The 20581-nt window shown below is 42.8% G+C and carries 17 protein-coding genes and 1 riboswitch; of the genes, 15 read left to right on the forward strand and 2 right to left on the reverse strand.

Annotation, left to right across the window (positions count from 1 at the left end; translation table 11 throughout):
- Positions 1-82 precede the first annotated feature (82 nt).
- The 8 genes from RCO25_RS05020 (at position 83) to RCO25_RS05055 (ending at position 10165) form a co-directional block, all read left to right on the forward strand.
- Positions 83-1030 (forward strand): tyrosine-type recombinase/integrase, encoded by a 948-nt coding sequence (locus RCO25_RS05020; protein ID WP_308995039.1) that lies wholly within the window; start codon positions 83-85, stop codon positions 1028-1030.
- Positions 1031-1438: 408 nt separating this feature from the next.
- On the forward strand, positions 1439-3253 hold the full coding sequence (locus RCO25_RS05025) for a hypothetical protein (protein WP_308995040.1): 1815 nt from the start codon (positions 1439-1441) through the stop codon (positions 3251-3253).
- Between the two features lie 805 nt (positions 3254-4058).
- Entirely contained in the window at positions 4059-4628 is a 570-nt protein-coding gene (locus tag RCO25_RS05030) for a hypothetical protein (protein WP_308995041.1), read from the forward strand.
- A 183-nt stretch (positions 4629-4811) separates the two neighbouring features.
- Positions 4812-5450 (forward strand): hypothetical protein, encoded by a 639-nt coding sequence (locus tag RCO25_RS05035; RefSeq protein WP_308995042.1) that lies wholly within the window; start codon positions 4812-4814, stop codon positions 5448-5450.
- Positions 5451-6271: 821 nt separating this feature from the next.
- The gene (locus RCO25_RS05040; protein WP_308995043.1) at positions 6272-7093 is read left to right on the forward strand and encodes a tyrosine-type recombinase/integrase; all 822 of its coding nucleotides are present in this window, start codon (positions 6272-6274) and stop codon (positions 7091-7093) included.
- Between the two features lie 236 nt (positions 7094-7329).
- The gene (locus RCO25_RS05045) at positions 7330-8412 is read left to right on the forward strand and encodes a hypothetical protein (protein WP_308995044.1); all 1083 of its coding nucleotides are present in this window, start codon (positions 7330-7332) and stop codon (positions 8410-8412) included.
- A gap of 70 nt (positions 8413-8482) precedes the next feature.
- Positions 8483-9121 carry a hypothetical protein gene (locus RCO25_RS05050; RefSeq protein ID WP_308995045.1) on the forward strand — a complete coding sequence of 213 codons (639 nt, stop codon included), beginning with the start codon at positions 8483-8485 and terminating at the stop codon, positions 9119-9121.
- Between the two features lie 390 nt (positions 9122-9511).
- Positions 9512-10165 (forward strand): hypothetical protein, encoded by a 654-nt coding sequence (locus tag RCO25_RS05055; RefSeq protein WP_308995046.1) that lies wholly within the window; start codon positions 9512-9514, stop codon positions 10163-10165.
- A gap of 12 nt (positions 10166-10177) precedes the next feature.
- On the opposite strand, the gene RCO25_RS05060 is transcribed toward RCO25_RS05055, so the two are convergent.
- Positions 10178-10588, reverse strand: coding sequence for a hypothetical protein (locus RCO25_RS05060; RefSeq protein WP_308995047.1), 411 nt, complete (start codon positions 10586-10588; stop codon positions 10178-10180).
- A gap of 340 nt (positions 10589-10928) precedes the next feature.
- Here RCO25_RS05060 and RCO25_RS05065 point away from each other — a divergent pair, with 340 nt between their 5' ends.
- The gene (locus RCO25_RS05065) at positions 10929-11096 is read left to right on the forward strand and encodes a GMP synthase (glutamine-hydrolyzing) (RefSeq protein WP_308995159.1); all 168 of its coding nucleotides are present in this window, start codon (positions 10929-10931) and stop codon (positions 11094-11096) included.
- A gap of 257 nt (positions 11097-11353) precedes the next feature.
- On the opposite strand, the gene RCO25_RS05070 is transcribed toward RCO25_RS05065, so the two are convergent.
- On the reverse strand, positions 11354-11992 hold the full coding sequence (locus tag RCO25_RS05070) for a TetR/AcrR family transcriptional regulator (protein ID WP_308995048.1): 639 nt from the start codon (positions 11990-11992) through the stop codon (positions 11354-11356).
- A gap of 188 nt (positions 11993-12180) precedes the next feature.
- On the opposite strand from RCO25_RS05070, the gene RCO25_RS05075 reads away from it, so the two are divergent.
- From RCO25_RS05075 to RCO25_RS05100, 6 genes are all read left to right on the forward strand, one after another.
- Positions 12181-13032, forward strand: coding sequence for an AraC family transcriptional regulator (locus tag RCO25_RS05075; protein WP_308995049.1), 852 nt, complete (start codon positions 12181-12183; stop codon positions 13030-13032).
- Between the two features lie 198 nt (positions 13033-13230).
- Positions 13231-14193 (forward strand): N-acetylglucosamine kinase, encoded by a 963-nt coding sequence (locus RCO25_RS05080; RefSeq protein ID WP_308995050.1) that lies wholly within the window; start codon positions 13231-13233, stop codon positions 14191-14193.
- 19 nt (positions 14194-14212) lie between these two features.
- Complete coding sequence (locus RCO25_RS05085) at positions 14213-15523, forward strand: 6-phospho-beta-glucosidase (RefSeq protein ID WP_308995051.1); 1311 nt, start codon at positions 14213-14215, stop codon at positions 15521-15523.
- Positions 15524-15740: 217 nt separating this feature from the next.
- Entirely contained in the window at positions 15741-16778 is a 1038-nt protein-coding gene (locus tag RCO25_RS05090; RefSeq protein ID WP_308995052.1) for an ABC transporter substrate-binding protein, read from the forward strand.
- The gene (locus RCO25_RS05095) at positions 16775-18844 is read left to right on the forward strand and encodes an iron ABC transporter permease (RefSeq protein WP_308995053.1); all 2070 of its coding nucleotides are present in this window, start codon (positions 16775-16777) and stop codon (positions 18842-18844) included. The genes RCO25_RS05090 and RCO25_RS05095 overlap by 4 nt, the downstream gene beginning before the upstream one ends.
- 110 nt (positions 18845-18954) lie before the next feature.
- A riboswitch (purine riboswitch) is annotated at positions 18955-19055 on the forward strand.
- A 122-nt stretch (positions 19056-19177) separates the two neighbouring features.
- Entirely contained in the window at positions 19178-20563 is a 1386-nt protein-coding gene (locus RCO25_RS05100) for an NCS2 family permease (RefSeq protein ID WP_308995054.1), read from the forward strand.
- Positions 20564-20581: the final 18 nt, after the last annotated feature.

A 20581-nucleotide genomic window follows, 5' to 3' on the forward strand; every position in this document is an offset into this window, starting at 1 on the left:
CCACGTACACCTGCAACAATAGAGTGCAAAAAATTACTCTCTTTTATCTGCGTTGTTTAGCAAATAGAAGGGAGTATTTTTTATGACCAAAATCAAAGAATTAATTGAGGATTTCAGGCTGAATCAAGAAATCTTGGGCAGGGAAAAGAAGTATGTTGATCTTTGTTTGTTTCGATTGTACAGATGGGAAGAGTTCACAGTTAAAGTGTTAGGTATCACTGAAACAGAGGATGTAACACAACTACATATCAAAAAATATATACAGGAGCGTCAGCGTGTCGGAAGTGAAGTAAACAGAACGATAAACAATAATTTAGCCACGTTAAAAGTCTTTTTTCAATATTTGGTGAGCGAAGAGTTTATTGATGAACAGGATAACCCAATGCGGAGGATTAAAAATCTCAAGGAAGAAAAGAAAGTTATTGTAACGTTCAATGATGATGAAGTATCAAGGATAATTAATGACCTGAAAGAAGAAACGTATTCGAATGTTCGTGACAAACTCATTCTTATTATGCTCTTTGACACGGGAATAAGGGTTTCTGAACTGTGTAATATCAGAAACATTGACGTAGCAAGGAGACACATTCTAATTCATGGGAAAGGCTCTAAACAGCGTCTGGTATATATTAGCAATATCATGCGGAAGTACATGAGAGGGTATGAAGCATTAAAGCAGGAACGATTCAGAAAACGGTTGCTGGATGAAGTTGAGGATTATTATTTCCTTGACCAATCTGCTGTAAGATTGTCTCGCTCCCGCATCAATAAGATTTTGAAAGAACATTGTGAAAATGCGGGTGTAAGAAAAGAAGTTAGATGTTCGCCACATGATTGTCGTCATTATTTCGCACAGAAGCAGTTACGAAATGGAATTGATATTTACAGTTTGAGTAGGCTAATGGGACATTTTGATACACAAATAACTTCCAAGTATTTGAGGGGATTAGAGCAAGATGACATTTTGCAGATTGGACGATTGCATAGCCCGCTAAATGGATTGAAAATAAAACATGACAAACCTTCATAGCATTAATCTTGCCGTGCTATAACACATCACCTCTACGGAACGTTCAGAGTCACTGTAAGCTTGTTTCGGAACATGGGAAGGTATTCAATCTCCAGAACGCAGAGAAGCCATAGAGAAGGAAATAAAGCGTATTAGAGTGGAGCGGGAAATCATATCTCTAAATTTTTGAACTGGAGGGCAGGGAATTTGCATAAGATAGCTGAAGTGTGAAGATGTGTTGTTCTAAAGTAAAACAAGGAAGAAGAAAATATATATTCTTGCAAGCATGGGTGTAATGGGCGTAATAGCCCATTTTTATTTTTCAATCAGAGTAGCTTATTGCTTTGGAACTACGATATAATTTATTCTGATTATCACTTTTTTTGGTTAATAGGCATCTAAAAAGGTATACAGGAGAGAGGGTTTAGGTTGGATTTGGGAAATGTTTTTTTTGAAGACGACGAACAGGGAATACAAGAGGAAGAACTTGAAGTAGATATATACGCAAAAGAGTATGGCGACTTATACATAAATAAAATCAAGGAACTAAAGCAAGTAATAACCACTCACAACACAGGCGAAAATGCTTTTAACGTGTTTAGCTTAGAAGCGGGATTAGGTAAGAGTTTACAGACACTAAAGATTATTGATGCAAACCTTGACGATTGGGATAATCCTCTTTCCTTCTTAATTATTAGACGCTTCAAAGCCGACATAGAACATAGCGAGAAGTACCTAGAGAAACACAACAATTCGCTACGAACCAATGTATTGGGAATTACATCTGACAATTGGGGCGAGTGGCAATTCAAATTGGATAAGCTGAAAGATATTAGTGTCCTAATTATCAGCCATCAACGCTACATTAACCTCTGTCTCGATGATGCAGTCAGACAAGCATTTATGGAGAACAGGGATGTACTTGTGATTGATGAAAAAGTGAATTTCCCTATCTACACATTTTCAAAAAAAACTTACGACGAGGTTCGTTCTCTACTCCATACAAGTATTCAGCCAGAATACGATAAAGTCTGCCAAAAGCTTCTCAAAGAACTTCAAAAACAGGAAGTCGAGAAGAACAAGAACAAAGTAGTGCGTTGTGAACCAAAGATTCACCCTGCAACAATTGAAAATTTCCAGAAAGTCATGGAAGTAAACATTGAAAATGAGAAAGATAAGAAGACCAGAAACACGTTAAAGCATTTTATGGCTGGTCTTGACCAGTGGTACAGTACCAAATGTGTTTACAATGGTGGAAACATCTCCACATACAATCGCAAACACAAATTGTGGGGACTAAAAAATAACATCATCCTTGATGCAAGTGCAGGAATCGATGGGATTTATAATCTTGGCGACTTCAAACTCATTGGTCAGGAGAGAATTGTTGACCACAGCAACTCAATGTTCACAATTATCAATTTCAATTCAAGTAAAAGCCACTTACGACATAATCAAAGCAAATTCTATCCTGAAATTTGTGAGAAGATTAAAGCTAACCACAAGTCTGATGACAAGACGCTAATCATTTGCCACAAAGACAATCACAAAGCAATATTGGAACTGTTATACAAAGCGGAAATATCGAAAATAGGTGTTGGTGACGAATACAATGGTGAAAATTTCGCTATCAATTGGTTTGGTAACTTGATTGGCAAAAATGAATACTCTAAGTTCACCCAATGTTGGATTATTGGAACACCCAACATTCCATACGAGCAGTATCTAGTCCAATACATGATGTACAAACAAAGTGATTTGGGGAAGAAGTCAATTGATATTGAACGTGGCAGATTCAAAAACAATGACTTTAAGGCTGTCCAGATAGGCTACATTGCTTCTGAAATTTATCAAAGTATCAAGCGTATCCAACGAAATGAAATGCCACAGGGCGAGTTCTATATCGTTAATGGCGATGAACAGATTGTGTCAATGGTGTTAAGCCAAATCAAGGGTACTGACAATGTTAAAACCATCGAGATGGACTTCCAGCAGGAGAATAAGGGAGAAAAGAAAAGGGATAACATTGACATATTTGTTGATTACGTATTTAGATTGTCAAAGGGAGAGTATCAAAAGAAGGATGTATTTCAAGCAATAGGCATAACAACGAACTTCAATAGAATCTTGACGGACGCAAGGGTAAAAGCCTTACTTCCTACGGATACAGGTCTAGGTATCATAAATGTACATAATAAGTATATTGAGAAGCTGACCGACCCTATCAACCTGCCTGATGATTAATGGAAAGTTCATGTATTTATCTAGAAAAATTAACAATCCATCAAGTAATCAGTTCTATTTATTATATAGATACTATGATGACTTGGGTGAAAAACCTATATATCAAGGGATTTATAGAACGATTTTCGAAAAAGTTATGGCATAGTTTTGGGGTAAAATGGGCTTATCCTGCAAGACATGATGATAAGTTGATGACGTAGAAGATTATTGAGTGTTGATGACGTAGAAGATTATTGAGTGTTGATGCCGACACGAAATCACGGAGCGAAGCGAAGTGTTTTGTGGCGAACCAAACACTTTGCAAAGCAAAGTGTGCGGTAGCTACCGTAGCGAAGCGGAGGTGTAGATTTACTGCTTATAAGATGTAATCATATTGTTTCGCTTCGCTCAACAATAGTGGGGGTGCTAATACCAACTACTTTTATTATTTCGTCCTGACTCGCTTCGCTCACAGAACAAAATGAATAAAAGTACCTGCCGCACCACCCCCATACCCCCTCACGGCTAATCTCACTTCACTTCGTTTCGTTTTTGTCGCTTCGCTCCCAAGCATCAACATCATGTATAGGTAGTAATGGTTAGTTTTGAAATGGATGACTGAACACTTGGATCGTTAACCTAACGGATAACGATAGTTCAAATAAAAGAGAAGCTTTATAAGCATCAACATTCGGTGGTGCTTTTCTTAATGTCCATGAGAGTGTCTAGGAAGTCCACCCATAGAAGTTGTAGTGGAACCGAGTAGATAAACATTGGGATTTTTGGGGAGTCTACATGATGAAAACAAATCAGTTGGAGGTATACAATGAAAAAGTTGTTTGGCTTGGCTATAATCGCTTTCACTTTCATGATTGGCTCAACTACATATGCCTATAACGAAAAGCCATCAAGTGACGAGCGTGTGCCTTTTGAAAAGATGTACTTTGAATATGGTGGCTATAAATCAGTTGAAGATGCATTAGGTGAATGTAATAGTCACTTCAGAAGAAAGATTAAGTTGCCGTTTAAGTTGCCACCAATTCCGTTTACTCACCATTTGGCAAGATGTAATCAACATGGTGGTGTAAACGACTATTTTGAAATTGAGTACCTTAATGAGTTTCAAGGTTCTAATAATCATTACATGGTATGGGTAAATCCTTCGGAACACCGAAAAGGATTTCCACGTAAAAGTGATGTTATTCGCATATATGAGTTAGAGAATGGAGAGAAAGCTGTGTATGGAACGACCCCTACATTGGGTGATAGACTCCCAGCCTTTAATGTATTGAGATTTGAAAAAGATGGTTGGCAATATATATTGTCGATTGATAAACGTGTAGAGGGTAAGGTAACAGCTGATGTTTTAGTGGAGATAGCTAATTCAATAAGATGAAAGTTCAAGCACCACAATATTGGGTGGTGCTATTTACATACCTAGCGTCTAGGAAGACAACATAGGACTTGGATATGGACAAATAAACATTCATAGTACTCGTATACATTGTGGTAATTGGATAATTTGAGCCATAATTAAGTAAGACTGGGTTGACACACATTAATAAAGGTGGTCAAGCTTATGAGAAAGATAGGCATGTTTATTGTGGTTTTTAGCATTCTACTCACTGCCTGTACAAATCTGCAGGTAAATTCAACGTTATCACAAACAAATCAAAGCACATCAGCATCAACGAATCAAAGCACTTCATCAGAAACAGATGATATTGTAGCAGACAATATTCGAAGCTTCAAAGTCATACCTTCCATTGAGCCAACAAACAAAGAGGTTACAAAGACGGATGAAGAAATAATACAAGAACGAATGAAAAAACTAGAACGTAAAGGTGAATTAGACCTTAACCATATTAAAGTTGTTGGTGTGAAAGGCAGTTTGTTAAAAACAATCTTAACTTATCTTGAAGCAGTAAAAGAAAAAGATGACAAGAAAAGATTGAGTACCATCTACGCTCCAGATTTATTTTCAGATAGTTTGAATAATATAGAGCCATATGTTTTTGCGGTTACAAGATTAAAACCTGATAACACAAGAGTAAAAAAGGTTACAGAGTGGTATGGTTTGGATAAACTTGCTGACGAAGTCATTATTGTAAACATTGAATATCAAGTTTTAAACAATTTATTCGAGAAGATACTTACCAATGCAGACTATATTTACATACGAGTTAATGGACAGTGGAAGCTATATGAAACGCAATAATTTCTGAGAAAACTGTTTGATCTCATTGTCGCTCATGGTACAGAAGAGGATATTATATGGAAAGCAAAGACACCTACCTCTGTATGAAGTGGGTGTCTTTGTATGTAACTCATAATATTGAACTATCGTTCCCCGTTAACTCAATAAATAACTAATTTCATTTCATTCTTAGATATGCAAAGATAGAAATCCAGAGGATGCATCCTAGTAAAATTTGCACTCCACTTTCTTCAATGTGATGACCCTTTCCACTCAGCAATATTCCAGTAAAAAAACCTAGCATGAGACTTACAAATACTTCAAGAAATTTGGCTTTCATAAATATCTCCTTATAAAGAATCCTACTAAGATTATAGTGCAGTGGTAACTAAAAAGCTTATGGATATTCATGGGGTTACTACACTAAACTGCCAGTTAGCTTAATGAACTTTAACAGAGTCATTTGATTAGTTACCAACAATAACACTTCCATCCCGACACCCTTGTTATTATTCACGATAGCGATAAAAGAACAAAGCGAAATAACCATATATTCACTATTCTTTAACGGTGAGTGAATCGTAATTTTATCAATTTTCCTGTAATTGAAAAAGTGAGTAAACACAAGTGTTTTTATTGCACCATATAATCTTGCCGATAGCACCACGACAGGATTATCGTTAGAATTAAATCTCATTATTTGCGTAGAATTATTGCGTGGAATTACAATTCTATGCTATAATATGACGTATATTGAATCGATATGGTACATATATAGCCGATTAACAAACGAAAAATATTGCGTAGAATTATTTAATGACACTTTAAGGGGTGAAAGGCGTATGTTAGACCAATATCTTAATGAAGGCTTGCGGAGCAAATCAGCAACAACAATCAAAACTTACGCTCATGCTATCCAGCAATTCGATAAGTGGCTAGACGGGGCGGGAACGAATCTAAGCGACTACGCAAGATCAGATGTTCAACAGTACATCGATTACTTATCATCTAAGAAGAAGTCAGCATCTACGATCAATAAGTTGTGGAATGCCATAAAGTCATACTCTAAGTGGGCTGGAAAGAACGATGCTATTGAAGATATAGCTATTGTGAAAGTTGCCGATATAAAGAAGCAAGCACCGAAAGCAATGGATAAGCTTGAACGCAATAAGTTGGTTAGAGATATTGATCGTACTGGCAATAAGAGAGATTATGCAATCCTTATGACCTTGCTAATGACTGGTATCAGGGTATCAGAATTAGTCGCTCTAGACCGCACAGATGTTGATGTAAGCGACCGAAAAGGCTCGTTGGTAGTTAGGTTGGGTAAAGGCAATAAGGAGCGTACACTTCCACTCAACGTTGAAGCAAGAAGGGCTATTGAAAAGTATCTTGAAGAACGTACAGATAACCATCCAGCTTTATTCATAAGCAACAGACAAGAACGTATTAGCATCAGAAGCGTTCAGTACCTAATGGAGAAGAATGGTCACAACGTCCATCAGACTCGCCATAGCTTCATTACAGGGCTTGTGAGAGCAGGAGAAGATATAAGTGTTATTCAGAGTTTGAGCGGACATACAAGTGCAGATATGATTCTAAGGTATTCAATGCCCAGTGAAGAAGATAGGCAGAGAGCGGTAGATAACATATTTAAAGACTAGCCACCTGAAAGGGTGGTTTTTTAGTTGTTTAGAAGCGGGTGGGGGGTGGTTAAAATCTAAACAGAGTTACCTTATAACGGAAAGGGGCATAGCACACCAAGCCAGCGACTGGACTTAGAAATTGATGCGATAACGGTTAGATTTTCTTTGATAGGTACGAAAAGAAAGCATACTCCATTTCGACAAATCATGGTAATATTTAACTAATACTAGCATTGCTTATAGGGGGATATTACGTGAATGTTGCAAAATTTCATTATGTAATACAGACAATTCGAAACGATCTGAAAAAATGTAATTTGGAACAATTATTTAATCAGTTAAGAAATTCATTAGCAAATTCATTAGCCCAACCCAATTCAAGTAATAGTGAGCAGTTCAAGGAGTTTCTTCAAAATTTCAAAGAAGCAACTGATGCGTGTAAAAGTAATTCATTTACAGTATCGGAATATCAAATATTAAATGAAATTAAAGGTACACAACTTGTTGGTCAAGGTTTATACGACAATGTATTACATCATTTATCCACCAACAACCTGACACCAGGCGATGCAATTAATGAATTGAATCTACTTTCAACCCAATTGACTAAATTTCAAACAACCATTGAAAGTATTGATTCTTCATTTAATGATCTTGAAATTGAATATGATTATTTGGAGAACAATGAGTATGAGATTGGCTATCTAGTTCCAAGAGAAATCACTGACAATACTATAAAAGGTTTAGTACATGAGTTCAAGAGTCTTGACGACTTGCTTATTACATTTAAAGAGATTGTTTCAGAAGATATTGCAAGTACAAGGATACGAACAATTAGCAATAGTGCATTTCAGGTTTTTCTTGAATCAACGCCTGCAGTTATAGGAATAACAATTGCCTCAGTTGAACGAATTATTGCATTGATAAAGACCGTCCTTGAAACAAAACAAATTTACGATAATATGAAAAGTAGGTCTATGCCTAATGAAGTAACTGAACCAATGAAAGCATACATAGATAATTCAATTTCACAGGGAATAGGTAACTTAGCAAAGGAACTCATTCAAGAATATTATCAAAAGACGGATCAAGGTAGAGCAAATGAACTTGAAGTCATCTTAAAAAAACACCTTAATTATTTGGCTGATCGCTTAGACAAGGGGGCAACCATAGAGGTTAAAGTTGGAACACCAAATGAGGATGAAGATATTGAAGTTGAATCTGTAAATAATGAACAACTTCACTTAAAAGTTGAACAATTTAAAAAGATCACATATGAGTCAGTTACTTCTTCTAAACACATTCTTAAACTTCAACAATATACAGATGAACAATAAGTTACTTTTTAATGATGTTGTTTAAATAACTAGCGAAATAATTATTGTTAATTGAATTGGAGATGAGTAAATGAATATTGAAGAATTATTTACCGCAAAGTTACCATTAGGTAAGGATTTTCAGTATATGGATTTGTACAATGACAGCAGAGGGGCAGTTTTTAAAGAACACTATAAATCTTTAATTAAACAAGCAATTGCGAAAAATGTAATTACTGTTGAGAAATATCTCGTGGCTGAAAATGCTAAAGATAAATTATATGAAATTGTTGAGGAAACAGATAAACTTCAATATACACTGGTACAGTGTCTAAAAGATTATCATCAAGAAAATGATTTTGTGATTGCACCATTGATATATTTATTGAGAAAATTGGATTCTCAACATATGGTGCTTGTAGATAGTGAAGGTCAATTAAAAATTAAGTCTAAGTTTGATATTGAAATTAGACCTAGAATTGATGGGAGAAATGCTACACCTAGGCTCTATTTGCCGAAGGAGAAAATTGCAATAAGTTCGACAAATGATAACGTGGAAAATTTGGGACAAATATTAGCTGTTAAAGATGTTAATGTTTATATTGTAGATAAAGAGTATCTTTCTAATAATATATATGCTTATAAAATAAATAGGAATGAAAGATTTTTTGAAGTTTCAAATGGGTATGAGGATAGGGTATTAACTGAAATATTTAATGACATTACATAATGAAAGATGATTTTTCTATACCACCTTGAAATAGGTGGTATTTTTGTTCTATAGGAGCGGGTCGGGGTTAGTTAATATCCATAAAGTGATTGTGATTTACGGAAAAGCCCATAGCACATCCAGCCAGCGACCCATGCGTGAAACTTAGCGATACGATAGGATGATCTTGTTGACCTAACGGTCAATTTACTTCCTATTCATGGTATTATGGGATAATACTAATGTAGTTGATGCGACCCTACATTACACATCAGGGAAACAAAATTGTTTGAGTTTGAGGGATTCACATTCGAACAGCAAAGATGTTGGTTGAGTTTGATAGCTAGATATGTCTCCTAGAGTATGTCGATTTGAAACTTGGTGAAATTTCCTGAGAGGACAGAAAAGAAGATGCAAAACATAAATGAATTTTTCGAGGATTTGGAAATATATCGTACTCCTGCTCAAATGAGAGTTTATTTTGAAATGAAGCGTGCTGAGATCATAGATAATAAGGATTATGTCAAATTAGCAAGGCTTAAAAAGGGCAGATATAAAGAGTTTTTAGAGGAGTTCTACCCTCTGTATCTTTTTAGCCAAACTAAATATGTCTCGTCAGATACTGAGATTAGACTAGTTGTTGGTAATCAAAGCTATGACGGCCTTATAAAGTTGCCAAGCGGTCACATTCATAAGATTGAAATCACTGAGTACATAGAAGGACATAAGGAAAATAAGGATGCTAAAAAACTAAACGAGCGTGGTTACAGTGAGATGAGTATAGGGGATACAAGAGATTTACAAACCAAGGCTGATGACTATATGGAGAAGGTGATTGAGAACGCCAATAAGAAGGCTCAGAAAGACTACCAAGGAGTTAGTATTATAATATTAATTAACACACAATTGTATTTGGACATATGGGACTTGAATACAGATGAGTTCATAGTCAAACTGATGGACAGATTGAGAGAACTTCATTTTAATTCCGAAGCGGTATACCTGCTCGTTCGAAATAATGACACTATTGAAGAGATTGATGATAATATCTATAAGGTCATTTAAATCACATGATGACTATTGTGGATGGTCTAATGAATGTTTACGAGTCACATTGATACTATCCGTAGCACTCCCACCTTCTCCTGTAACTTCAACAACAAAATGGTCATGAATATTATCGTCTTTGGTGTATCTCCAGATGCAAGTCCAGTCATCTACGTTACCTCTTTTTTCACAAATCAGGATTCGATTTTCCCATTGTTGAGTACCAGTTGGAACTCTCCATACTTTAAAAGTATTTACATAAGCGGTGGATACGTTTATTATCATTTCTCCATCACCCTCAGGAATATATACCCAATTGCCTTCGGGAGAAGGAATGGTTTTAATGCTCATTAAAGGCGGTTGTTCATTTGCTTGAACTATGCCACCTAAATTAAAAGACAGAAATAAAATTGTTACAAAAGTGGTTATTAATTTAGCCATTTGATTTTCACCTCATTAAGTAACATGCCCAACTCGTCACAAAACAAGTAACACGGTCACCCAACCCCTATAAATATATAGTAGCGTGAGGGTGACTAACATCGGTACATATAGCGACTTCCCTTTTTACCTGTTGCATCGGGATTGCGGGATAATTCGGCAGTATTAGCTATATTTTCGATGGATAGCAAATAGGGTAGCATCGTCGTAGCGAGATATGCCACTTTTTTGTAATCTCTAGTTGAAATCACTGGTTTTACCCGCTACAATTGATATACAAAAACAACGTGATAATTGAATAGTAATTTACTCTATTAAGGCAGGTTTTCGGCATCCGTGAATTAACTTCGATTTACTTCCACTTGACGATATGACGACTCGCATCCCCCGTATTCCTTGGGATGTGCTCGAAAAAATCTCCGTTCGTATCGTTAACGAGGTCGACAACGTCAACCGTATCGTATACGACGTTACGTCGAAACCGCCTGCTACAATCGAGTGGGAATAGGATTTCTTTTGCTCGACCAGCATTAAAATATGAATATACACAAAATGGCGTACAAACTGACAACAGTTTTGTACGCCATTTTTTTGGATGTGTAAGATCATGAGAGCAATGATAAGCTGCGTACTGAACATAAGCCCTCTTAATGGCAACTTATGATCAAGCGTTTTGATAGAAGCCGCAAGCCGAAAATGTCCAGATAACCTCTATTTTTCCTCCTTCGTCGCAATTCACTTATCCAGCCAGCCATTTTAAAAATGTCATGAATCCGCCCTTCTTTCGTTAATCTGTCTGCCGAATCCAAAAATGAGGGCTTCAAAGGCATCATCGAAGCTGGGGGAGAGGCGGCTCATAATGGAGTCGACGCTCTCCTCCGAATGGGTATACGTGCTGATGATTCCGCGCAGCATATAGGAATAAATGCGTGAGCAGCTGAGAATCTGCTCGCCCTCGGACAAATTAAGATTGGTCTTTAGGAGCTGAATGATGATATTGAACATATGGTTGCGCAGCCGATTGACTTCAAGACCGGACGCTGGTTCATCGCTACGAGCGGATTTCGCCTCGAAAAATAGGGTATACATACTCCGGTGATCCAAGCAGAACCGAATAAACCGTTCATTCATGCGGCGGAGCTTCTCGTCCGCGGATAGGAAGGCATCGGCAGCGAGCGTATCTAAAGCCGCATTTAGCTGAAGCAGCATGGGGATAGATAGCGCATGAAGCAAAGCCTCTTTATCCTGAAAATAAATATAGATCGTCGTATGCGAGCAGCCTGCTTCCTTGGCGATTTCTCTAATCGTTACAGCTTCGTAGCCCTTCTCGCCGAAAAGCTTCTCGGCAGCGGAAATAATCGAACGTTTCGTTTCCTCGGAACGCTGCTCTTTTTTTGCGGCCATCGGCAGTCCTCCTTCGCACGAAAATAACCATTGGTTACTAACCGTTGGTTTAAATATTATTCCCGATTTACAGATGATGTCAACAAAGCCTATCTGCTATAATTTGTGATGAGCAGGTTTGCATCCGCAAACCTAAGCCAATGCTTACGAAGCCAGGTTTGCATCCGCAAACCTTTTAGGAGAAAACAATGAAGCTATTGCCATCCATCAGCAAAGACGAGATTGCGCTGCCGCAGGCTTTTCCGATTATCATTTCGCAATCTGTGGGGGTTACGCCAACCTTTCAAAGGCTGCACTGGCATAAAGCGCTTGAAATCAACTATATCGAGAAGGGAAGCGGCTACTATTTGATTAACGGGAACCGCTATGACTTCCAGCAAGGCGATGTTGTACTCATTCATTCCAATGATTTGCACCGGGCGTTTGAAGCAGATGAGCTGGTCATGAGCATCGTCATGTTAGACTCTTCAATCCTTGCGCTTGAGCAGCGTTATGATGCAGATCTGCTTATTCCGTTCCGTGATATCGGCCTGCGTTTGGATCATGTGCTGGATAGGACGCACCCTATGCTGGGGAGGCTAGGGGAAATTCTAAAGGAAATGTCTGCTGAATTTAAGCGGAAGGAACCGCATTTCGAGGTCGTTGTGAGGGCGAAGCTCATTCAGCTGCTGGCGTTCGTCAATCGTTACTTTATGAAAAATAATAAAAACGAAGCGCTGCATGCGCGCGGAACGGAAACGATTCGAGGCGTGCTGCGCGATATCGAGACCGATATTGCCCATCCATGGACGCTTGCAGAGCTGGCAGACGCGGCACATCTAAGTCCATCAAGGTTCAGCTCGCTGTTCGTGCAGGTCGTCGGCACATCGCCAATGGATTATTTAATCCAGCTTCGGCTGGCGCAGGCCGCTTACTTGCTGGAATCCACGGATAAGAAAATTATCGAAGTGGCAGCGGAATGCGGCTTCCGCAATTTATCTAATTTCAACCGATTGTTCAAGCAGCATATCGGCAGGCAGCCTTCCGAGCTAAGAATATAAAAAACAGTAAGATTGTATCAGAACATCGTTCTTTTTCATTAGAAGAGCGATGTTTTTTATTTTAAAATAGAAGAAAGTATAAATGAGATGGTTATACGTTGCTTCTATTTCAACGCGAACCGAATTCTCGCCGCAAAGGCTGGCGTCAGCCGGTTACGCTAGAAATAGAAGAAAGTACAAATAAGGAGCGTGAACATCATGATTTTTCTTGGAATAGATGCAGGTGGCAGCAAAACCCACGCCCTGCTCGTAGACGAGAAAGGCCATGTGCTCGGCAGAGGCCTCGGTGGCAATGGAAACCACCAAACCGCGTTTGAAACAGCGAGAACAAGCATCGATGATGCTTGCCAGCAGGCCTTGCAGGAAGCGGGCGCAACGAAGGAGCAGGTGACGTTCGCGTATTTTGGTCTCGCCGGAGCCGATCGCGAGCCGGATTATGAGATTTTGCGTCCGATGATCGCATCGCTTGATTATAAACAATACGCTATCGCATGTGATACGATGATCGGCATGCGTGCCGGAACAAACCAATCGTATGGGGCAGTCATTATAAGCGGTACCGGATTTAACGCGGCGGCCCGCAATCCGCAAGGAGAAGAGCTCCAGTATGGCGGCTTCGGTTATTTGTTCGGCGATGGGCACGGCTCGGGCACGGATCTTGCGATTCATGCCTTCCGCAGCGCCATTCGGTCCTCGGAGGGAAGGGAACAAGCTACGCTGTTAAGCGATCTTGTTCCGCAGCGGCTGGGCTATGCGACCATCCAGGAAATGTACGATGACGCGCTTTATAACGGCAAGCGACCGTCTCATAGTCTTGCTAAGGTCATGTTTGAAGCTGCGTCACTGGGTGATGCAGTTGCCATCCGTATTCTGCGCGAAGCTGGCAGCGAGCATGCCAATGCGGTTATTGCGCTAATCAAGCGCCTCGGCATGGAGCAAGAAAGCTTCGATGTTGTTTTGACAGGCAGCGTGCTCTCGCGGGGAGGCTCCCCTCATATGGTTGATGCGATCAAAGAAGCGCTGGCTATAGCTGCGCCGCAAGCGAAAACAGTGAGATTGACGGTCGACCCGGTCATTGGAGCAGTTATGAGCGCCATGGATTGCGGCGGCATTGCCATTGATCAAGCGGTTGATTCCGCATTGCGTAAAATTACATTTTAATATAGGGAGGCTCGTTCACTTGTCCAAAAAAACATTAAAGGTCGCCGTCATTGGCGGCGGTTCCTCATATACACCTGAAATTGTGGAAGGCTTCATCAAAAAATACGACGAAATGCCGATTCGCGAGCTGTGGCTCGTTGATATCGAGGAGGGGCGCCATAAACTTGCGATTGTCGGTGAGCTTGCCAGGCGGATGGTTGAAAAGGCCGGTTTGCCGATTGAAGTGAAATTAACGCTAGACCGCCGAGAAGCGATTGCCGGAGCTGATTTTGTAACGACGCAAATGCGGGTAGGGCTGCTGGAGGCTAGGCGGCGCGACGAGCATATTCCGATATCGCACGGTGTCATCGGGCAGGAGACGACGGGGCCGGGAGGTATGTTCAAGGCGCTCCGCACGGTGCCGGTCATTCTAGATATTTGCAGAGATATAGAAGAGCTGGCTCCCGATGCATGGATGCTGAATTTTACGAATCCGGCAGGGATCGTGACGGAAGCCGTGCAGAAGCACAGCCGCGTAAAGACGGTCGGCCTATGCAATTCACCCATTAACTTCCAAAAATTTCTGGCAAAGGAATACGGCGTCAGCGAACGAGAGGTTTTGCCTGAATTTGTTGGCATTAACCATCTTCACTGGGTTACGGCCGCTTACGTGAATGGCGAGGATAAGCTGCAGGAGATGATTGGCGGCGGCAGGGATTATTCGGCCACAAACGTTACCGCTTTTGACTGGGATGCGGATTTCCTGAGTTCGCTTGGCGCGCTGCCGACGTATTATCTTCGCTATTTCTACATGACGGATGCGATGCTTGCGGAAATGACCGAGTCGCTTGCGACAAACGGCACGCGCGCGGAAGTCGTAAGCCGGGTAGAAGCGGAGCTGTTCGAGCTTTATAAGGACGTGAATTTGAATGAGAAGCCGAAGCAGCTTGAGAAGCGCGGCGGTGCTTATTACTCCGAGGCCGCTGTCAATCTTATGCATGCGCTGTATACGGATAAGCGGGATATTCAAACGCTGAACGTGAGAAACGGCAATATTATCGATTTTCTGCCCGAGGATGCGAGCGTTGAAGTCAACTGCGTCGTTACGGCGCAGGGACCGATCCCGCTGCCGCTTCAGCGTGTGCCTGAGCAAATCAAAGGGCTCATGCATGCCGTGAAAACTTACGAATCGCTGACAATCGAGGCTGCGATTAGCGGTGATAGAGGCATCGCGCTGCAAGCGATGGTGCATCATCCGCTCGTTCCAAGCGTAGCGGTTGCGAAGCTGCTGCTTGAAGAGATGCTTGAGGCGAACAAAGCTTATTTACCTAACTTTTTTAAAAGCGAATGAATATAAGCTGCCTACGGAGCAGCAATGAGAAGGGCGGGAGCAAGATTCCCGCCCTTTTTCTTTGAATTGAAAACAAGAAAAAAATTGTATTGACATATATCTGAAACGGTTATAAGATTACTAAAGTTCTTGAACATGATAATCATTATCAACATAACGAAAATGGTTATCATTCAATGTAGATGTAATGGTTTATAAAAATAGGGGGTACGAGGAAATGAACAAACGTTTAATGAGCTTGATTATGGTGATCGTCGTTATGCTGGTTGCGGCTGGCTGCGGTGCGAACAATTCGGTTAACACGACAGCAGCGAACGAGAAAAACGGCAATGCGGCCGAAACCAATGCAGCTGAGACCAATGCGAGTACTGAAGCGGCATCCGGCCCAATTGTTGTTAAGGATGCTAAAGGCGAAGTAACGCTTGATAAGCCTGCACAAAAGGTTGTTGTATTGGAATGGACATTTACAGAGGATATTATTGCGCTAGGCATGCAGCCTATCGGCAACGCGGACAATGAAAACTATAAGCTGTGGGTAACGGGCGAAGCTCCACTTGACGCAAGCGTGACAGACGTTGGTCTCCGCCACGAGCCTAACCTTGAGACTATCGCATCCTTGAAGCCTGATCTGATTATTGCGAACACGGACAGCCACGAAGCGATCTACGATCAGCTGAAAGGCATTGCGCCGACACTTATATTCAGCCTGTACCCGCCGGATGGCCAAGGCGACCAGTACACCGAGATGATCAATATGTTCAAATCGATTGCTGCAGCAGTAGGCAAAACACCGGAAGGCGACAAAGTGCTTGCTGATCTCGACCAGCATTATGCGGATGCGAAAACAAAGCTGGCTGCAGCTGGCAAAGACGGCTTGAACTATGTACTTACGCAAGCATTCAGCTACCAGAACGCTGCAACGATGCGTTTGTTCACAGGCAACTCTTTGGCGGTGCAAACACTGGACCGTATTGGTCTGAAAAACGATTGGAAATCCGAAAATTTCGAGCTTTACGGCTTTAGCACTTCGACTGTAGAAGCGCTGCCTGCCGTTCAAGATACGAACCTGCTTTATATCGTTCAAAAGGACGACGACATTTTTGCAGGCGCGCTGAAAGACAATTCCGTATGGAACGGCCTGAACTTCGTGAAAGAAAAACGTACGTTTGCCCTCGACAGCGCAACATGGGTGTTCGGCGGTCCGATCTCCTCCAAAGTGATCGTTGACCAAGTCGTAAATGTTTTGACGAAATGAGCGAGATGATGACGAATCACAAAAACGAAGCCTCATTGGGTATGATTTGGCGAATGATCGGTATATTCGGGGGCGGCCTTGCCGCCCTTTTCGTTCTGTCTGTGCTGAGCCTGTGCTTTGGGGAAGCACAGATTCCGGCAGCTACCGTGTTTGACGGTTTAATGCACCGGCAGGGTGACATAATGGAGCATAACCTGCTTTGGGATATCCGGATGCCGCGGACGGTAATCGGCATCATCGCCGGCGCCGCCCTTGCTGCCGCAGGTGCGCTTTTGCAGACCATAACGAAAAATCCGCTCGCCGCCTCCGATACACTGGGGATTAATGCGGGCGCCTACTTTATGGTTGTGCTCGGCATGGTTGCTTTTCCTGCGCTGCAGCATCAGTTCCCTTTTTTACTGGCAGCAGGCGGGGGCTTCCTGGCCGCGCTGGCTGCTTATTTCCTTGGCGGGGGCCGCACGGCAACGCCGGTTCGGCTGGCTTTATCGGGTATGATCGTATCGTTGGTGCTCGGCGCATTTACGTCGGCCATTCACATTTTTAAAGAGACAGAAACACAATCCTTGTTTTTATGGGGATCGGGCACCTTGATCCAGCTCGACTGGAGCGGCGTCGAGTATGCCTGGCCGTTCGTGGCAGCGCTGCTCGTTATCGCCATATTCGCAGGCCGCCAATTCGACGCGCTGGAGCTGGATGAATCGACCGCGCGCTCGTTAGGACAGCGCGTTGGCCTCACCCGGGCGGGCGGACTTACGCTTTCGGTGTTTATGGCAGCGATCGTGGTCAGCGTTGTCGGACCGATTGGTTTTGTCGGGCTTGTTGCCCCGCATCTGGTCCGTCTCTCAGGCATTCGCAAGCATCGCTTGCTCATTCCAGCGAGTGCGCTTTGGGGCGCGCTGCTCATAACGGCTGCGGATTTGCTCGCCCGCATGGTGCGCAGCAGTCTCGGCGAAATGCCGGTCGGCGCTGTGATGGCGATCATCGGCGCACCTTGGCTCATTTGGCTGGTACTTACCAAGATGAAAAACATTTCCGGCTCGGGCACGGGACAGTCGTCGATGAGCATCGGGGGAGCCCCGCTGCGCATGCGCTTTACGCCGACTGCGATTTCCATGGCCGTATTGCTGGCCGTCTTAATCCTAGTCAGTTTGTCGCTCGGCGGGACGAAAATCCCGATCATGGAATTGCTTAGAAGTCTTGTTGGGGCAGGAGACGACTCTTACTCCGTACTGCTGAATTTACGGCTTCCGCGCACGCTTGTTGCGGCTGGCGGTGGCATTGCGCTGGCGATCAGCGGCGTGCTCATTCAAAGCGCTGTCCGCAATCCGCTTGCGGATGCCTCGATTATCGGAGTAACCTCAGGTGCGGGCTTTGGCGCTTTGGTGGTGTTGGTCGCTTGGCCTACGCTGCCGATTTTCGCTCTTCCAATTGCCGCTATTGCAGGCGGTGTTATCTCAGCAGCCTTTGTATTTTTCTTGGCATGGCGCAAGTCGCTTAACCCTTCGGTACTTATTTTGCTTGGCATCGCGGTATCTGCCATTGGCTCTGCCGGCATACAGGCGATGATCGTGAAAGCAAGCCTTTGGAGCAGCACGGCTTTCGTCTGGATTACCGGCACAACCTACGGGCGAGGGTGGGATCAGTTTAACAGCATTTTTATCTTTCTTATCATTCTGTTGCCGGCTGCTTATTATTTGGGCAGAAAATTTGACCTGCTCGCATTCGGAGACGAAAGCTCGACGGGCTTTGGTTTGCCGGTGAAAGGAACGCGCCTCTGGGCAATGATTATCGGAGTGCTGCTCGCTGCCGGCGCAGTTGCAAGCGTGGGCACGATCGGTTTCCTTGGACTGATGGCGCCGCATGCGGTGCGAATGATGGTCGGTCACCATACGAGACGCTCCATTGTGTTATCGGGTCTGCTTGGCGGCTTGCTGCTCGTGCTGGCGGATACACTCGGCAGAACGGTGATGGCGCCGAAGGAGATTCCGTCTGGACTGATCATTATGCTGATCGGAGCTCCTTATTTCCTATTCCTGATGTACCGTTCACTCGTCAAGAAGATATAGTACTTCTCAAAATGATTGCTAAAAACGAATAATGAAGGTATTTATTGCCATTAATGTTCGTAAAAGTTGTTGACAAAGTGGACATATTCTCTTTAGAATTGAAAACGGAAAACAACAACAGCATATTTTTTCGTATAATCTCAAGAATCGGCTTGAGAGTCTCTACTCGGTCACCGTAAATGATCAGGCTACGAAAATGGCGGAAAAGCTCGCATCGGTCCAGCGGGTATACTTTTCCCCTTTTTGCAGAGCCTAGGAGAAATGCGATTTATTGCATTTATTCCTAGGTTTCTTTGTTTGTTCCACCACATTTTTGGGAGGTTTGTAATCAAAATGGAACGTTTCTTTCGCTTAAAGGAACACGGAACAAATGTCAGAACAGAGATTATGGCGGGGCTGACGACTTTCATGACGATGGCATATATATTGGCTGTCAATCCAATTATACTTACGCCAGCAGGCTTAGACTGGACTGCCGTATTTCTAGCTACGGCGCTTGCTGCCGGAATTTTCACCATTGCAATGGGCTTGTTCGTTAACTTTCCTGTTGCGCTTGCTCCCGGTATGGGCCTTAACGCGTACTTTGCATCCGTCGTGATCGCATCGGCGTCTACGGATACCCCGATCTCGCCTGCAATGGGGCTGACAGCCGTCTTTATTTCAGGAATTATTTTTATTATCTTAACGCTGACGCAAATTCGCCAAATGCTTATCACCGCTGTTCCAGACAGCCTGAAGCATGCGATTACGGTCGGTATCGGCTTGTTTATTACGATTATCGGCTTGAAAAACAGCGGCATTATGACAATCGCCGTATCAAGCTTCACAGACATCAAGGCAGGAGTGTTCACGCCGGTTAGCGGATCCGAAACCGTTATCCAGCTGGGAAGCTTCCACAATGAGACGGTTGTGCTTACAGTTATTGCGCTGCTGCTCATCGGCGTGCTGATGGTGCTTCGCGTACCGGGAGCCATTTTGTTCGGCATTCTAGGCACGACCGTTATCGCGATTCTAATTGGCCATGTTGACGTGAAAGCCGCATTTACGGGCCAAACCTGGGTGCCTGATTTCTCGAAAATGAACTTCTGGCATTTCGACTTTGCGGGCCTGTTTGAAGTCGGGCTTGTAACGGTTATCCTGACGTTTACCTTCGTTGAGATGTTTGATACGTTCGGTACGCTCGTCGGTACGGCAAACCGCGCAGGTTATATGAAGGATCCGGAAACAGGCAAGAAGCGTGTTGGTAAGGCAATGTTCGTGGATGCCATCGGCGTCAGCGGCGGCGCGGTGCTCGGTACGAGCACGGTTACCGCATTCGTCGAAAGCTCGGCAGGCATTGCGCAAGGCGGACGTACAGGCTTGACTGCCGTAACAACGGGCATTTGCTTCCTGCTTGCGATCTTCTTGTCACCGATCGTTGCGCTTGTTCCGGGTGCGGCAACGGCTGCCGCGCTTATTATCGTAGGCGTGCTGATGATGCAATCGGTCAAGGATATCGATTTTTCGGATATGGTTTACGCCATTCCATCATTCCTGACACTCGCATTTATGCCGTTGACGTACAACATTGCAAACGGTATTTCATTCGGTATCGTTTCGTACGTATTGCTTGCAACGGTTGCGAATGCAACGGGCAAAGGGAAATACAAGGTTCACTGGCTCATGTGGATTCTAGCGGTGCTGATTATTGGCCGTTACGTGTTCATGGGCGGGGAATAGAGTTCATAAAGGAAGAAG

It is taken from the genome of Paenibacillus sp. LHD-38 (genome assembly GCF_031157315.1).
GTDB lineage: Bacteria > Bacillota > Bacilli > Paenibacillales > Paenibacillaceae > Pristimantibacillus.